Origin of the sequence: Aeromonas sp. 602658, from assembly GCF_049173005.1 — a bacterium.
Taxonomy (GTDB): Bacteria; Pseudomonadota; Gammaproteobacteria; order Enterobacterales; family Aeromonadaceae; genus Aeromonas; species Aeromonas veronii_A.
In genome coordinates this window covers 1-16,445 of sequence record NZ_JAAKRF010000050.1, presented here as the reverse complement: position 1 = coordinate 16,445, position 16,445 = coordinate 1, and the positions used below count along the sequence as shown (strand labels likewise).

Sequence of the window (16,445 nt, the reverse complement as noted above, 5' to 3'; positions counted from 1 at the left end):
TACAGCCCTGGCGGGACCAATAGTCCTGCAGCTGCAGGATCAGGCCCTGAAAGGTTTTGACATCGAATTTTTGCATAATTTTTTTCGCGCGAAGTGAAAATCAGAGCAAGATTTGCTGAATGTGAACCGAGGGAGTATACCGTCTGGCATGGTCGGATAATAGGCGAAATTGCAGCGGATTCATGGGATGGTGCTGCGCTCTGGCTGGTCGGGATGTCCGGTATATGATGTGAGCAGTGCCGCCTGCAGAGTGGGCAGGGTCGGGCAAACCGCTGAAATAACGAGGGAGAGGAAATGGAACTGCGCTGCGCCTGGGTGACCAAGGACCCGGAATACATTGAATACCATGACAAACAGTGGGGCAGGCCGGTCTATGACTCGCGTGAGCTGTTTGCCAAGCTTTGCCTCGACGGCCAGCAGGCGGGGCTGTCGTGGATCACCATCCTCAAGCGCACCGAGAGCTACTACCGCGCCTATGCCGACTTTGATCCGGTGCAGATTGCCCGGTTCGACGAGCAGGATGTGGAGCGGTTGATGCAGGACAGCGGCATCATCCGCAACCGACTCAAGGTGCAGTCGATCATCAGAAATGCCCGCGCTTATCTGGCGTTGCAGGAGCAGGGGATCGACTTCGCCGACTACCTGTGGGGCTTTGTTGGCGGTGCCCCCATCGTCAACCAGCGGCAGGGCAACGGCGATATTCCGGCGACTTCGCCGGAGTCGGATGCCATGTCGAAAGCGCTCAAAAAGCTTGGCTTCAATTTCGTCGGCAGCACCATCTGTTACGCCTTTATGCAGGCGGTGGGGATGGTGAACGATCATCTGGTCAGCTGTCCTTGCCACGCCGAGTGTCAATTACCGCGCTGACAGCCCGCCGATTGCCCAAAAAAACACCACTCTCGCCATCTGTTCAGGCTTGCGTCAGACAATGGCGTGCCAGCGCGTTACAATCCGGCCCCCGGCATGGTGCCGGATTGTTTTCACAGAGGTTTTTTCATGCGAGCCAAGATCCTGGTGCCTGCTCTGGCACTGACCGTTGCCCTGAGCGGCTGTACCACCAACCCCTACACAGGTGAATCCCAGACCTCCAAAGGTGCCTGGGGCGCGCTGGCTGGCGCCGCTGCCGGTGCGGCCGTAGGTGCGCTCTCCTCCAGCAAGGGTGACCGCAAGAAGGGCATCCTGACCGGCGTTGCTGCTGGCGCGGCCCTGGGTGGCGGTATCGGCTACTACATGGACGTGCAGGAAGCCAAGCTGCGCGAGAAGCTGCAGGGCACTGGCGTCAGCGTGACCCGCAATGGCAATGAGCTGATCCTCAACATGCCGAACAACGTGACCTTCGACAGCTCCAGCTCCCAGCTGAAAGCGGCCGGTGCCAACACCCTCTCCGGCGTGGCCATGGTGGTTGCCGAGTTCGACAAGACCCGCCTGAACGTGGTCGGTCACACCGACAGTACCGGTTCCCGCGATCTGAACATGAAGCTCTCCCGCGATCGTGCCGATGCCGTTGCCGCTCAGCTGATTGGTCAGGGCGTAGCAGGTAGCCGCATCTCCACCACCGGCGTAGGCCCGGATCAGCCGGTTGCTACCAACAGCACAGCCGCTGGCAAAGCCCAGAACCGCCGCGTGACCATTACCCTGACCCCGACCGCATAAGTCGTTCAGGTCTCGGTAACGAAAAGGCCCCACCAGTGATGGCGGGGCCTTTCTATTGGCGCCGTGGCGAGCAATGACGCCTTGTTGTTTGCTCCCTTCTCCCCTCGTGGGAGAAGGGGCGGGGATGAGGGGGATAAGCGCCTCTTAGACAGCCGCAGTCAGCTGCACTTCCACCTTGTAGCCCTCGTGGGCGAGGCGGGCCTGTACACAGGCGCGAACCGGTGCGGTGCCAGCCGGGATCCAGGCATCCCACTGCTCGTTGAAGGCAGCGATGTCACCAATGTCTTTGAGATAGATGTTGGCCATCAGAATTTTGTCTACGCCGGAGCCGTTGGCTTCCAGCAGGCGCTGCAGGCTTGCCAGCACTTCGCGGGTCTGCTGGTGGATGTCTGCCTCTTCGCTGACGGGCACTTCCACCACGTAGAGGGTGCCATTGTGGATGACTACGTCTGACCAACGCTGGGTGGTGCCGATTCGGGTAATGGTTGTCATGGAGTGCTCCGGTACGGGGGCTTATTGACCCTTGCGGATCAGATAGCGGTAGGGGGCCTGCTCTGTCTCGCTGGCGACCAGGGTGTGATCCATAAAGCGGCAGAAACTGGGGATGTCGCGGGTGGTTGAAGGATCGTCGGCGCTGACCAGCAGGGTCTCGCCATCCGCCATCAGCCGCACTTTCTTGCGAACCATCATAACGGGTTCCGGGCAACGAAGCCCGATTGCGTCCAACTCATGAGTTGCGCCGCAGAATAAATCACTCATCTATTATCAACCTTCAACCTATTCGGCTGCCAATGATACTCAGGGCTAAAAAATAATCAAACAAACGCCCCATTAACCAGCATATGTAACCGAAATGTTATTCGGCCCTATCCAGCTTGCGCCGGACGAGTAATATAAAAATTGAACCATATTCAACAAGGAGGTGAATATGCAGGTCTCCTACGGCAGATTACAGGCCTATGCAGGCATGGGGTTCTTGTCCTTCGCCATGATAGTGATGGGCAGCCCGATCGGGAATACCGGTACCTGGTTCGGCTCTATGGTGATGGTCGGGTTGGGGCTCTGGATCGAGCTCAGCGATTACTATGACGAGGATGAGGACGAGAACGATCAATCCTGAATCGGATGACGATTCAACAACAAAGGCGGAGCAATTCCGCCTTTGTCATTTCTGTCGTTTGGCAATGTGCCCGGATCAGCGGGTCGAGCGCATCGCCCGCTCCAGATGCAGCGCCGTCTGCTCCGGGTTGGCCTTGGGATCGTTGAAGAAGTTGCTCAGTACATCGAGGATTGCCTGCCGCATATTGGTCGGCGTCGCCATCCCTTCTGCCATGCTGGGCAGCAGGTTGTCCTGCTTTTCCGCCAGCAGGAAGTCCTGATAGGAACGGACGGCGCAGCGGTCGAACTTGCTCATGTCGGGATTGGTCAGTGCCGGGATCGACCCCTTCACCCGATTGAACTCCTCCTGGAATTGTGGCGTCATCAGCAGCTGGGCCAGATCCCCCTGCGCCTGCAACTGGGCCGGATCCCGCTGTTTGAACATGGCGATGGAGTCGAGGTTGTAGCTGAACAGTCCGGAGCTGCCCGGGCTCGGCAGACAGGCGATATCCTCACCCGGCCGGTAGTTGCCCGCGCTCAGCTCCCCCTTCACCCAGTCCCCCATCACCTGCATGGCGGCGCCACCGCTCTCCAGCAGATTGGTGGCCTGATGCCACTTCAGACCGGCGTATTTTTGCGGCACATAGGCGCGCAGCTGCTGGAAACGGGTCAACACCCGCACCATGTCGGGGCCGGTCAGGGTGGCGCTGTCCTGCTCGAGGAACGCCTTGCGATAGAATTCTTTACCGCCCTCACCGAGCGCCACTGTTTCAAACAATACCGCCAGCTGCCAGGGCTCGTTACCGATGGCGAGCGGGGTGATGCCCCGTTTTTTAAGCTGGTCGGCGACGGTGACAAACTGGGCCCAGTCGGTGGGTGGAGTCAGCTTGTTGCGCTCGAAGATCTTGCGGTTGAGCCACAGCCAGTTGACCCGGTGGATGCCGGTGGGCACCGCCATCAGGGCGCCATTCTGGCTGAGGGTGGCACGCACCATGGGCGGCATCTGGCTGTACCAACCGAGGTGTTCGGCCATCGGGCTGAGATCGCGCAAAAAGCCGAGCCCGGCCCACTCCTTGAGCTCATAGCCCTTGAGGTGGGCCGCTTCGGGCGGGTTGGCGGCCAGTGCCCGGCTTTTCAATACCGTCATGGCACTCTTGCCGCCGCCGCCCTGCACTGCAAAGTCGTTCCACTGGTTGCCCTGTTTGGTCCACTCGGATTTGAGCACTTCGACCGCTTTCGCTTCGCCGCCGGACGTCCACCAGTGCAGCACTTCCACCTGGGAGGCGGCAACGGGAGCAGAGAGCAGGGCGATGACAGAAAAAGACAACCACTTCATAAGGTTACTGCCTTGGTAGGGAGAGCGTGGCCTGCAGGCCACCTTGCGGACGATTTTCCAGCACCAGATCGCCGCCGTGGGCGTGGGCTATGTTGCGGGCGATGCCAAGACCGAGGCCGGTGCCGGCCTGATCGGTACTGAGCCGGTAATAGGGTTCGAAGATGCGCTCAAACTGATCGTCTGGCAGGCCGGGGCCCTCATCCATGATGAAGAGGATCAGCATCTCCTCGTCATCCATGATGATGATGCGCACCCGCTGGCCGTACTTGATGCCGTTGTCTACCAGATTGCCGATGCAGCGCTTGAGCGCCAGCAGCTTGCCGCGGTAGGGCCACTTGCAGTGGCCTTCGATGGTCAGCCGCTCGTCGTGCAGGTTCATCGACTCCGCCATCTGCTCAAGCAGGGCGTTGATGTCGATCTCCTCGATATTCTCGTGAATGTCGGTCTCTTTGACCGTCTGCAGCGCCCCTTTCACCATCAGCTCCAGTTCGTCGAGATCCTTGTTGAACTTGGCGATTTGCATCTCGTCGTCGAGCAGCTCGACCCGCAGCCGCAGCCGGGTGATGGGGGTCTTGAGGTCGTGGGAAATCGAGCTGAACAGCCGCTCCCTATCATCGATATAGCGCCGGATGCGGTGCTGCATGATGTTGAAGGCGCGGGTGGCCGCCACGATTTCCGATGCTCCTTCCTCTTTGAGCGAAGGCTGATCGATATCCTTGCCCAGATTCACCGCCGCCTTGGCGAGACGGCGCAGCGGGCGGGTCTGCCAGCGCACCAGCATAAAGGTGAAGAAGCAGAGGAACACCGTCATCAGGGCGATGAAACGCACCTGGTTGCTTGGCATGACGGTGTCATCCAGCGTCATGTAGGGGGCGGGCAGCAGGGCCGCCAGATAGAGCCACTCCCCTTTTTCAATCTCGATCTGGGTCACCAGTACCGGCGGATTGAGCGGCTCCAGCGACAGGGTGTAACGGGCCCAGGAGGAGGGGAGATCCGCCAGCAGGGTGTCGTTATTGAAGACGTGGAGGTCATCGGGTCGGGAGAAATCCACCTTGATCGCCATGGCATCGGAGAGCTTGCGGGTCAGCACTCCCTGCACCTCCTCCAGCACCTGCGTCTTGCGTTCGCTGTCGGGGATGGCGTTGATGTGGATCTCTTCCTCATTGAGCGAGACGAAGAAGCGGCTGCCCCCCATGTTGCGCAGCTGGTCCAGCGCGATATGGCGATACTGCAGCGGCAGGGATTTGAAGAAATTGACGGTGGAAGCGGCAGACATGGCGAGGTTGCGGGTGGTGCTGAGCATCCCCTCCAGTTCCCGCTTCTGGATCTGCTGCATCCAGATGCCGGTCAGAATGGTCTGGGAGAGCAGGATGGCCAGCAACAGCAGCAGGATCATCCGTGACAACAGGGAGCGGGGCACCAGCGCCCCCCAGGACCACTTGTTGCTCATGGCAGCTCGTGCACCTCGGCAATCAGCATGTAGCCGCTACCGCGGATGGTCTTGATGATACGCGGGCTCTTGCCGTTGTCGCCCAGCTTCTGGCGCAGACGGCTGATCTGTACGTCGATGCCGCGCTCCATCGGCAGACTTTCGCGGCCGCGGGTGGCATCCGAGATGGTGTCCCGATCCAGCACCACGCCGGGCTGTTGCAGGAACATGCCGAGCAGCATGGCGTCGCTGCCGGAGAGATCCAGCAGGCTGCCATCATCATGGGTCAGCTGGTGGCTCAGGGTGTCGAGGGTCCACTCGGCAAAACGCAGGCGGCGGCTCGGCTCTTTCTCTTTTTCCGGCTGGCGGAATTCGGCGCGGCGCAGCAGCGCCTTGATGCGGGCCTGCAGTTCGCGGGGGCTGAATGGCTTGGCGATATAGTCGTCGGCGCCGAGTTCCAGGCCGATCACCCGATCCGCTTCGTCGGAGGCGGCGGTCAGCATGATGATGGGCACCTGGGAGTCACGACGGATCTGCTGGCAGAGGGTAAAACCGTCCTCGCCGGGCATCATGATGTCCAGAATAATCAGGTCCGGGCTGTGCTGGGCGAGTTGCTGACGCATCTCGTTGCCCTCCGCCGCCGTCAATACCTGAAAGCCCGCCCGGGTCAGGTACTCATTGAGCAGCTCGCGGATCTCTTGGTCGTCATCGACGATCAGCAGTTGTTTGCTCATTGACATATGTATGTGCATCCACCCATTTTTTTGTGCAGATTGAACCTGTCGGGGGAGTAAAAAGCAAGCAAGCCCCCTATCTAATGTGAGGTTTAAGGCAATAACAGCCTATTGATAAGATTAAAACGAAAAAAGGCCGACCCAAACGGGACGGCCAACAGACAGCTTCTGACCACTGACGAGCACCCCGTGTGGCGATCGTCACAGACTTGAAAAGGGGCCAGTCAGACTGGCCCCGAAAAGGGACAACTCTCAGTAGTGCATCCCGTCGATCCGGTTGGTTATCACACCCGTTCAAACACGGTGGCGATGCCCTGACCCAGACCGATACACATGGTGGCAACCCCCAGGGTGGCATCCTTCTCCTCCATCAGATTGATGAGGGTGGTGGAGATGCGGGCGCCGGAGCAGCCAAGCGGGTGACCCAGCGCAATGGCGCCACCGTTCAGGTTTACCTTCTCGTCCACCAGATCCTGCAGACCCAGATCCTTCACGCAGGGCAGGGACTGGGCGGCAAACGCCTCGTTCAGCTCGAACAGGTCGATATCACCGACAGTCAGACCGGCACGTTTGAGCGCCTTCTGGGTCGCCGGCACCGGGCCGTAACCCATGATGGCGGCGTCACAGCCAGCGATGGCCATGGCACGTACCTTGGCGCGCGGCGTGAGGCCGAGGGCCTTGGCGCGATCCGCGCTCATCACCAGCATGGCGGCGGCGCCATCGGACAGGGCCGAGGAGCTACCGGCGGTGACGGTGCCGTTGACCGGATCAAACACCGGGCGCAGCTGGCTCAGTGTTTCAACCGTGGTCTCCGGGCGAATCACCTCGTCGTAGTCGTAGAAGAAGCGGGCGCCGCTGGCGTCATGGCCTTCCAGCCCGACGATCTCCTTGGCAAAACGCCCTTCCACGGTTGCCGCGTGGGCGCGGCGGTGGGAGCGGGCGGCAAACTCGTCCTGCTGCTGGCGGCTGATGCCGTGCAGTTTGCCGAGCATCTCGGCAGTCAGCCCCATCATGCCGGAGGCTTTCGCCACCGACTTGGTCATGCCCGGGTGGAAGTCGACGCCGTGGCTCATCGGCACGTGACCCATGTGCTCGACGCCGCCGATGATGAAGATATCCCCATCACCCACCTGAATGGCGCGGGAGGCGTCGTGCAACGCCTGCATGGAGGAGCCGCACAGACGGTTGACGGTGACCGCCCCCACCTGCTTCGGAATGCCGGCCAGCAGCGCGGCGTTGCGGGCGATGTTGAAGCCCTGCTCCAGGGTCTGCTGCACGCAGCCCCAGTAGATATCCTCGATCTCGTTCGGGTCGAGGTTGGGGTTGCGCAGCAGGATGGATTTCATCAGGTGCGCGGACAGATCTTCTGCACGCACGTTGCGGAAGGCGCCGCCCTTGGACCGGCCCATCGGGGTCCGGATACAGTCGACAATGACTACGTCTTTCATGAATGGATCTCCTTTCCGCAATCAGTAGAAGGTTTTGCCCTGGGCGGCCATCTCGCGTAAGCGGTCGCTGACGCGGTAGAGCGGGCCCAAGTCGGCATACTGGTCGGCCATGGCCACGTAGCGATCCAGACCAATGGTGTCCAGATAGCGGAACACGCCGCCGCGGAAGGGAGGGAAGCCCAGACCGTAGACCAGTGCGATGTCGGCTTCGGCTGGCGTGGCGACAATGCCCTCTTCCAGACAGAGCACCACCTCGTTGATCATCGGGATCATCATGCGAGCGATGATGGCGTCCTTGTCGAAATCCTGTTTCGGCTTGGCGATGGGGGCCAGCAGCTCGTAGCTGGCGGCGTCGGCCACCTTCTTCGGCTTGCCCTTCTTGTCCTGTTCGTAGGCGTAGAAGCCCTTGCCGTTCTTCTGACCGAAGCGGTTCACTTCGTACATCACGTCGATGGCGGTGCGACCTTCCTTGCTCATGCGTGCCGGGAAGCCCTGCGCCATCACGTCACCGGCGTGGTGGCCGGTGTCGATGCCGACCACATCCAGCAGATAGGCGGGGCCCATGGGCCAGCCAAACTCCTTCTCCATTACCTTGTCGACGGCGGCAAAGTCGGCGCCATCGGCAACCAGTTTGTTGAAGCCGAAGAAGTAGGGGAACAGCACCCGGTTGACGAAGAAGCCAGGGCAGTCGTTGACTACGACCGGGGACTTGCCCATAGCGGCGGCGTAGGCCACCACGCGGTTGATGGTTTCATCGGAGGTCTGCTCGCCGCGGATGATCTCCACCAGCGGCATGCGGTGCACCGGGTTGAAGAAGTGCATGCCGCAGAAGTTCTGCGGGCGCTTCAGCCCCTTGGCCAGCAGGGATATTGGGATGGTGGAGGTGTTGCTGGCGAGCACGGCGTCTTCGCCAATGATCCCTTCCACTTCACCCAGTACGGCGGTTTTCACCTTGGGATTCTCGACCACGGCTTCGACCACCACATCCACATGCTTGACGTTGTCATAGCTGAGGGTCGGAGTGATGGCAGAGAGCACCTGGCCCATCTTGATGCCATCGATGCGGCCCTTTTCGAGCTGGCCGTTGAGCAGCTTGGTGGCTTCGCCCATGCCAAGTGCCAGCGCCTTCTCGTTGATATCCTTCATCACCGCCGGAATGCCCTTGCTGGCAGACTGGTAGGCGATGCCGCCACCCATGATGCCGGCACCCAGTACGGCGGCGTGGCCAGTGGCCTTGCTTGCTTGCTTGGCTGCCTTCTTGGCCAGTGCCTTGATGTGCTGATCGTTGAGGAAGATGCCGACCAGTGCCTTGGCGACATCGGTCTTGGCCAGCTTGATAAAGCCCTGTGCCTCAACGGCCAGCGCCTCGTCACGGCCCATACCTGCGGCGGCCTCGACGGTTTTCACCGCGGTCATAGGCGCCGGATAGTGTTTGCCCGCCACGGCGGCAACCATGCCGGCGGCGGTGGTGAAGCTCATCATGGCTTCCAGTTTGGAGAGGCGCAGCGGCGCTTTCTTGGCAGCACGACGGATCTGCCAGTCCAGCTTGCCTGCGATGGCGTCCTTGATCATCTGCAGCGCAGCGCTCTGCAGTGCATCCGGGGCGACCACGGCGTCGATAGCGCCCACCTTGAGGGCGTCATCGGCACGGTAATCTTTGCCGGTGGTGATCCACTCCAGCGCGTTGTCAGCGCCGATCACCCGCGGCAGGCGGACAGTGCCGCCAAAGCCCGGCATGATGCCGAGTTTGGTTTCGGGCAAGCCAATCTTGGCGGTGGTGTCGGCCAGACGGAAGTCGGTGGAGAGAATGGTCTCGCAGCCGCCGCCCAGAGCGTGGCCCTTGATGGCGGAGAGGGTCGGAACCGGCAGATCTTCGATGGCATTGAAGATGTCGTTGGCCTTTTTCAGCCAGCCGAGCAGATCTTCTTGCGGCAGATCGAACAGTTCCAGGAATTCGGTAATGTCGGCACCGACGATAAAGGCGTCTTTGCCGGAGGTGAGGATCAGACCTTTTAGTTCACGTTCTTGTTGTAATGCGGCGATCGCTTCGCTCAGGGAGAGCAGGGTAGCGCGATCCAGCTTGTTGACTGAACCCGGGGCATCAAACCTCAGCTCGGCGATGCCGTTTTCGAGGTAGCTGACCGACAGGGTTTCGCCTTGGTAGATCATGAGAGTGTCTCCTTGTTCCCACTCAGTGGGGAGTGGTGCTCCTTAATCCCCAGCAGGGGGCGAGGCTCACTATTGATCCAAAAGGAGACATTTTCAACACCTATTTAAAACATTTGTTTAACAGTTCTCGAGTAAAAGCTCCTCATCACAAAACGGGCAAAAAAGAGGCGCCTTGCGGCGCCCCGGATGGATGTGAGTTTGCTATCAACTGGCCAGTTCCGGCCGGTTGCGATACTGGTTCAGCACCTCGGGATCGGCGAGGGCATGGGTATTGTTGACGGGTCTGTTGTGTACCACTTCGCGCACCGCCAGTTCGACGATCTTGCCGGACTTGGTGCGGGGGATGGCATCCACCTGCAGGATGCGGGCGGGCACGTGGCGGGCGGTGCAGTGCTGCTTTATTTGCTGGCGGATCCGCTCGCGTAGAGGCTCATCCAGCTTGCAGCCCGCCTTGAGCTTGACGAACAGCACCACCCGCTCGTCCTGCTTCCATTGCTGGCCGATGACGATGCTCTCCTCCACCTCGTCCAGCTGCTCTACATAGCGGTAGATCTCGCTGGTGCCGATGCGCACGCCGCCTGGATTGAGGGTGGCGTCGGAGCGGCCGTAGAACAGAATGCCGCCGGTCGGGGTCAGCTCGATCCAGTCGCCGTGGCACCAGATGTTGTCGAACCGCTCGAAGTAGGCAGCGTGGTACTTGTCGCCGCTCTCATCCCCCCAGAAGTAGATGGGCTGGGCCGGGAACGGCTTGGTGCAGACCAGCTCGCCCTTCTCTCCTTGCACCGGCTGGCCCGCCTCGTTGAATACCTGCACCGCGAGACCGAGGCCACGCCCCTGGCTCTCACCGCGATAGACAGGGCTGAGCGGGTTGCCGATGACGAAGCAGGAGCAGATATCGGTGCCGCCGGAGATGGAGCTGAGCTGCACATCCTGCTTTATCTGCTGGTAGACGTAGTCAAATCCCTCCGGCGACAGCACAGAGCCGGTGCTGCAGATCAGCCGCAAGTACGGCAAGTCGTGGCTCTTGATGGGGGCATAACCCTGCTTGTGCAGCGCATCGAGATACTTGGCCGAAGTGCCGAACAAGCTGACCTGCTCGTCACGGGCCAGATCCCACAGCACGTTGCCGTCCGGGTAGAAGGGCGAGCCGTCATAGAGCACCAGGGTAGCGCCGGAGGCGAGGGCGCTCACCAGCCAGTTCCACATCATCCAGCCACAGGTGGTGAAGTAGAAGATCCGCTCCCCCGGCTTGATGTCGCAGTGCAGCTGGTGCTCTTTCAGATGTTGCAGCAGGGTGCCGCCGATGCCGTGCACGATGCACTTGGGTTTGCCGGTGGTGCCGGAGGAGTAGAGGATGTAGAGCGGGTCGTTGAAAGCCATGGACTCGAACTGGAGGCTGGCGTCCGGCTGGCTCGCCAGCACTTGCTGCCAGTCGTGACCAAGCTGCAGCGGGTTGCCGAGCAGGGGGATCATCACCGTCTGCTCTATGCTGCCTAACTGGCTCACCACGCTGGCGACTTTCTGTTGAATGTCGATCTCCTTGCCGTTGTAGCGATAGCCATCCACCGCAAACAGCACCCGCGGCCGGGTCTGGCCGAAGCGCTCTACCACGCTGGCCTCGCCAAAGTCGGGGCTGGTGGAGGTCCAGATCGCCCCGAGGCTGGTGGTTGCCAGCATGGCAACCACGGTTTCCGGAATATTGGGCAAATAGGCGGCGACCACATCGCCACGACCAATCCCCTGATGACGCAGCCACTGCGCCAGCCGGGCAACCTGTTCCCCCAGTTCACCCCAGCTCAGAGTGCGACTTGGGCTACCTTCGATGCGGGAGATGATGGCCGGGCTCTCGTCTTGGCGGCGCAGCAGGTTTTCGGCGAAGTTGAGGCGGCTGTCGGGGAACCAGCGGGTGCGCTGCATATCCTGACGGTTCTCCGCCACTATGTTGCCGAGCTCGCCCTTGACGCCGCAGTGCTGCCATACCAGCGGCCAGAAACGGGTGGTCTTCTCCACCGACCATTGATAAAGCTGCGGGTAGTTCTGCAACTGCAAGCCGTGGAAACGGTTCACCTCCGCCATAAAACGGTAGAGGTTGGATTGCTGCATCCCGAGCGGATCCGGTTGCCACAGGCAGAGGTTGTCCATGAGTAATCCCTGACTTCATGTATCTACCGGCAGTGTATTGAATTGTTTTTGATTTGTTAATGATTGGTTTTATGTTGATAACAAACACGTTTGTAACGTATGCGTTACCTCACGAAGCGGCAGCTTGACGGGTCGAGCCGCCAAGCGCTTGATGTTATGCTGCAATCACATTCACCTCGGAGCAGGACGCCATGAGCAGCTACAGCCAACTTTTTGCCCAGCACCTCGATACCTTGCAGCAGCGCACCCGCGACATTCTGCAACAACAGGGGCTCAGCGGACTGGCCATCCACTCCGGCCAGACTCACCGCATCTTCCTCGATGATCAGGATTACCCGTTCAAGGTAAACCCCCACTTCAAGGCCTGGTTGCCGGTGCTGGACAATCCCCACTGCTGGCTGCTGGTGGACGGGGTGAACAAACCAATCCTGCTGTTCTACCGCCCGGTGGATTTCTGGCACAAAGTAGCGGATCTGCCCAATGCCTTCTGGGTCGAGTTCTTCGATATCCGTTTCCTGACCCGGCCGGAACAGGTGGCCGACCATCTACCTGCCAACAAGCAGGAGTGGGCCTATCTGGGCGGTCATCTGGAAGTGGCCGAGCTGCTGGGTCTGACCCAACCCAATCCGGAGGCGGTACTCAACTACCTGCACTATCACCGCGCCTACAAGACCCACTATGAGCTGGAGTGTCTGCGCGAGGCGAACCGGATCGGGGTACGCGGCCATATTGCCGCCAAGGACTCCTTTATGGCGGGGGCGAGCGAGTTCGAGATTAATCTGGCCTACATGAAGGCGGTCGGGCAGGGGGCCAATGAGGCGCCCTACGGCAATATCGTCGCCATCAACCGCAACGCGGCCATCCTTCACTACACCCATTTGTCCGCCTTGCGGGTGCCCGATGCGGAGCGCCACTCCTTCCTGATCGATGCCGGTGTCGATTTTCACGGTTATGCCTCCGACATCACCCGTACCTGGGCGTGGCGGCGAGGAGAGTTTGCTGATCTGATTGCAGCCCTCGACGAGCAGCAGCAGGAAATCATCAAGGAGATCAAACCGGGTCGCCGCTACAGCGAGCTGCATCTGCAGATGCACCACAAGCTGGCGCGCCTGCTGCAAGCGACCGAGCTGGTGGACATGTCGGTAGACGAGATGATCAACACCGGGGTGACCAACGTCTTCTTCCCCCACGGCCTCGGCCACTTCCTCGGTTTGCAGGTGCACGATGCGGGCGGTTTCATGCAGGATGAGCGCGGCACCCATCTGGCGGCGCCCGAGCTGTTCCCCTATCTGCGCTGCACCCGGGTGATGGAGGTGGGTCAGGTGTTCACCATCGAGCCGGGTCTCTACTTCATCGACAGTTTGCTGGAGCCGCTGCGTCAGGGCGAACAGGGCAAGAGGGTCAACTGGAACAAGGTGGAGGCGCTGCGTCCGTTCGGCGGTATCCGCATCGAAGACAACGTGGTGCTGCACGCCAACGGGGTGGAGAACATGACCAGACAAGCAGGACTCTGATGGCGGCAGCGTACTCCATTCCGGCTGCCCCGCTGGAGTTGACCGAAGAGATAAAGAAGAGTCGCTTCATTACCCTGATCGCCCACACCCCGACCGTCGAGGCGGCCAAGGGGTGGGTTAACGAGATCAAGCGCCAACATCCGGCCGCTCGCCACCACTGCTGGGCCTTTGTGGCTGGTGCGCCGCAAGATAGTCAGGTTTATGGCTTCAGCGATGACGGCGAACCTTCCGGTACGGCGGGCAAACCGATCCTGGCCCAGTTGATGGGGTCGGGGCTCGGTGAAATCTGCGCCGTGGTGGTGCGTTACTACGGCGGCATCCAGCTTGGCACCGGTGGACTGGTCAAAGCCTATGGGGGCGGTGTCGGTGCCGCCCTCAAGCAACTGCCCACCCTGCTCAAGGTGCCACGGACTCCCTCTCTCATTCACTGCGATTACGGTGACATGGGGACGGTCGAGTCGCTGATCAGCAGCCATAATGGCGAATTGCTGGCGGCCGATTACGGTCAGCAGGTCACCTTGCAGGTGGCGTGGGAGTCCTCGGTTTGGGCTCAGGTGGACCGTGAATTGACCGACCGGACGCATGGGCGGGTATCCCTCAGCCCCTTAGATGGCTAGAATCCATCGCTCTTTAATTGGGGAAAGGGAGCTGTAATGCACATTCTGAGCATTATTCGCATTGTTGGCCTGCTGGTTGCGTTGTTCAGCTCGACCATGCTGTTGCCTGCACTGGTGGCCTTTGGCTATCGGGATGGTGGTGGTGCCGAGTTCGTCAGCTCTTTTCTGATCGCCCTGCTGCTCGGCGTGGTGCTCTGGTTTCCCAATCGCTATCACAAGAAGGAGATGCGCTCGAAAGAGGGTTTCCTCATCGTGGTGCTGTTCTGGACTGTGCTGGGCAGTGTGGGGGCTGTGCCCTTCATCATGAGCGATGTGCCGGACATGTCGGTCTCGGAGGCCTTCTTCGAATCTTTCTCCGGCCTGACCACCACTGGCGCAACGGTACTGACCGGGCTTGATAATCTGCCCAAGGCGTTCCTGTTCTATCGCCAGTTGCTGCAGTGGCTGGGGGGGATGGGGATCATTGTACTGGCGGTGGCCATTCTGCCACTGCTGGGTATCGGGGGCATGCAGCTCTATCGCGCCGAGATCCCGGGGCCGGTGAAGGATACCAAGGTGACGCCGCGCATCGCCGAAACGGCCAAGGCGCTCTGGTTCATCTATCTGCTGCTCACCGCACTCTGTGCGCTGGCCTACTGGCTCGCCGGAATGACGCTGTTCGATGCAGTGTGCCATTCGTTCTCGACTCTGTCGGTCGGTGGCTTCTCCACTCACGATGCCAGCATCGGTTTCTTCAACAGTCCGGTCATCAACCTGATTACCGTGGTGTTCCTGCTGCTGGCCAGCGTGAACTTTGCGCTCCACTTTACCGTCTTCTCCCACCGTCCGGTGCGGCTCGGGCGCTACCTCTATGATTCGGAGCTCAAGGTGTTCCTGGCCATTCAGGCGACCCTGGTGATGATCTGCTTTGTCGCCTTGCTGACCCACGGACACTACGCCACTTGGCAAGAGGCGCTCAACCACGGTCTTTTCCAGGCGGTCTCTCTGGGGACCACCACCGGCTACAGCACCACGACCTATGCAGATTGGCCCTCGTTCCTGCCCATGCTGCTGATGTTCTCCGCCTTTATCGGCTGTTGTGCGGGTAGTACTGGCGGTGGCATCAAGGTGATGCGTTTCATGATCCTGTTCATGCAGGGGATGCGCGAGTTGAAGCGGTTGGTTCACCCCAGAGCCATCTATACCTTGAAGCTGGGGAATAGGGCGGTGCCCGAGCGCATCGTCGAGGCGGTGTGGGGCTACTTCGCCACCTATATTATTCTCTTCTTTATGTTCATGCTGCTGTTGCTGATGACGGGGCTGAACGAAGTGACAGCATTCACCGCTGTTGCTGCGGCTTTCACCAACGTAGGTCCGGGTTTGGGAGAGGTATCAGCCAACTTCGGCAATATCTCGCCAGCGGCCCAGTGGGTACTGGTGTTGGCCATGTTGTTTGGTCGATTGGAAATTTTCACGCTTCTGGTACTGTTTACTCCTGCATTCTGGCGTAGTTGAGGTTGTTATGGACAAGATTCTGGTGCTTTATTCCTCTCGGGATGGCCAAACCCGCAAAATAGTCGATGTCATGCTGGAGCAGATGCCGGGATGCGAAGTGGTGATGCACGACCTGCACACCTTGCCGATGTGCAACCTCAGCAAGTATGCCAAGGTCTTGATCGGCGCCTCCATTCGTTATGGCAACTTCCACCCCAGCCTGTTCAGCTTTATTCATGCTCATCAGGAGCAGCTGGAGGTGGCCAATGCGGCCTTCTTCTGTGTCAACCTGACGGCCCGCAAGCCAGAGAAGCAGACGCCGCAAACCAATGCCTATATGAAGAAGTTCCTGCGCCTCTCTCCCTGGAAGCCGAAAACCCTGGGTGTGTTTGCCGGTGCGCTGCAGTACTCCCGCTATAACTGGTGGCAGACGCGCATCATCCAGCTGATCATGAAGATTACCGGTGGCAGTACTGACACCAGTAAGGACATTGAGTTTACCGATTGGGAAAAGGTACGCAGCTTTGCCCGCGAATTCTGGTCAAAAAGGTAGCAGTGTGATGTGAATTAAGGGTTTTTTGCCCGAAACAGCCCCGCCGATGCGGGGCTTTTGTTTAATAAAGCAACGGTTGAACCGAAAAACTGTAAAAAGTGCCATTTTTTGCAGTTTTCCTCTTGTCATCCCGGCGCGGCTCCCTATAATGCGCCCCTACCAGCACGGCGGAACACGCCGAACTGATGAGCCAGCTTCCTAACGAAGTGGGCGCCGAAAGAAAAGCGAAAACAATCGCTTGACTTTCGAAGTGAGAAGCGTAATATGCGCCTCCTCAAC

15 protein-coding genes are annotated in these 16,445 nt (G+C 59.9%); 7 read left to right on the top strand and 8 right to left on the bottom strand.

Features of this window, described 5'->3' with window-relative positions:
- Positions 1–294 precede the first annotated feature (294 nt).
- Positions 295–867 (top strand): DNA-3-methyladenine glycosylase I, encoded by a 573-nt coding sequence (locus tag G5253_RS19790; RefSeq protein ID WP_047434822.1) that lies wholly within the window; start codon positions 295–297, stop codon positions 865–867.
- Between the two features lie 129 nt (positions 868–996).
- The gene (locus tag G5253_RS19785) at positions 997–1,653 is read left to right on the top strand and encodes an OmpA family lipoprotein (protein ID WP_005339468.1); all 657 of its coding nucleotides are present in this window, start codon (positions 997–999) and stop codon (positions 1,651–1,653) included.
- Between the two features lie 144 nt (positions 1,654–1,797).
- On the opposite strand, the gene G5253_RS19780 is transcribed toward G5253_RS19785, so the two are convergent.
- Together G5253_RS19780 and tusA are read right to left on the bottom strand one after the other, a co-directional pair.
- Positions 1,798–2,145, bottom strand: coding sequence for a RidA family protein (locus G5253_RS19780; protein ID WP_021229265.1), 348 nt, complete (start codon positions 2,143–2,145; stop codon positions 1,798–1,800).
- Positions 2,146–2,166: 21 nt separating this feature from the next.
- Complete coding sequence (tusA, locus tag G5253_RS19775) at positions 2,167–2,412, bottom strand: sulfurtransferase TusA (protein WP_005339470.1); 246 nt, start codon at positions 2,410–2,412, stop codon at positions 2,167–2,169.
- A gap of 169 nt (positions 2,413–2,581) precedes the next feature.
- On the opposite strand from tusA, the gene G5253_RS19770 reads away from it, so the two are divergent.
- Positions 2,582–2,773 (top strand): hypothetical protein, encoded by a 192-nt coding sequence (locus G5253_RS19770; protein ID WP_005339471.1) that lies wholly within the window; start codon positions 2,582–2,584, stop codon positions 2,771–2,773.
- Positions 2,774–2,848: 75 nt separating this feature from the next.
- Here G5253_RS19770 and G5253_RS19765 read toward each other — a convergent pair whose 3' ends face one another.
- The 6 genes from G5253_RS19765 to G5253_RS19740 all read right to left on the bottom strand — a co-directional run bounded on the left by G5253_RS19765 (position 2,849) and on the right by G5253_RS19740 (position 12,009).
- Positions 2,849–4,087, bottom strand: a complete 1,239-nt coding sequence (locus G5253_RS19765) for an ABC transporter substrate-binding protein (RefSeq protein WP_266135513.1) — start codon at positions 4,085–4,087, stop codon at positions 2,849–2,851.
- 4 nt (positions 4,088–4,091) lie between these two features.
- Entirely contained in the window at positions 4,092–5,537 is a 1,446-nt protein-coding gene (locus tag G5253_RS19760) for an ATP-binding protein (protein ID WP_266135514.1), read from the bottom strand.
- A complete protein-coding gene (locus G5253_RS19755; protein ID WP_005339475.1) occupies positions 5,534–6,256 on the bottom strand; it encodes a response regulator in 723 nt (240 codons plus the stop codon). The genes G5253_RS19760 and G5253_RS19755 overlap by 4 nt, the downstream gene beginning before the upstream one ends.
- A gap of 278 nt (positions 6,257–6,534) precedes the next feature.
- On the bottom strand, positions 6,535–7,698 hold the full coding sequence (gene fadA / locus G5253_RS19750) for an acetyl-CoA C-acyltransferase FadA (protein WP_266135515.1): 1,164 nt from the start codon (positions 7,696–7,698) through the stop codon (positions 6,535–6,537).
- Positions 7,699–7,719: 21 nt separating this feature from the next.
- A complete protein-coding gene (gene fadB / locus G5253_RS19745; RefSeq protein ID WP_266135516.1) occupies positions 7,720–9,867 on the bottom strand; it encodes a fatty acid oxidation complex subunit alpha FadB in 2,148 nt (715 codons plus the stop codon).
- A 204-nt stretch (positions 9,868–10,071) separates the two neighbouring features.
- A complete protein-coding gene (locus G5253_RS19740; protein ID WP_266135517.1) occupies positions 10,072–12,009 on the bottom strand; it encodes an acetoacetate--CoA ligase in 1,938 nt (645 codons plus the stop codon).
- Positions 12,010–12,200: 191 nt separating this feature from the next.
- Here G5253_RS19740 and pepQ point away from each other — a divergent pair, with 191 nt between their 5' ends.
- From pepQ to hemG, 4 genes are read left to right on the top strand one after another with little or no spacing between them, the layout of a single operon-like run.
- Entirely contained in the window at positions 12,201–13,523 is a 1,323-nt protein-coding gene (pepQ, locus tag G5253_RS19735; protein WP_216952401.1) for a Xaa-Pro dipeptidase, read from the top strand.
- Complete coding sequence (locus tag G5253_RS19730; RefSeq protein WP_040069890.1) at positions 13,523–14,140, top strand: YigZ family protein; 618 nt, start codon at positions 13,523–13,525, stop codon at positions 14,138–14,140. The genes pepQ and G5253_RS19730 overlap by 1 nt, the downstream gene beginning before the upstream one ends.
- A 36-nt stretch (positions 14,141–14,176) precedes the next feature.
- Positions 14,177–15,634 carry a TrkH family potassium uptake protein gene (locus G5253_RS19725; protein WP_005339482.1) on the top strand — a complete coding sequence of 486 codons (1,458 nt, stop codon included), beginning with the start codon at positions 14,177–14,179 and terminating at the stop codon, positions 15,632–15,634.
- A 7-nt stretch (positions 15,635–15,641) separates the two neighbouring features.
- A complete protein-coding gene (gene hemG / locus G5253_RS19720) occupies positions 15,642–16,166 on the top strand; it encodes a menaquinone-dependent protoporphyrinogen IX dehydrogenase (protein ID WP_005339483.1) in 525 nt (174 codons plus the stop codon).
- The last annotated feature ends 279 nt before the right edge of the window (positions 16,167–16,445 follow it).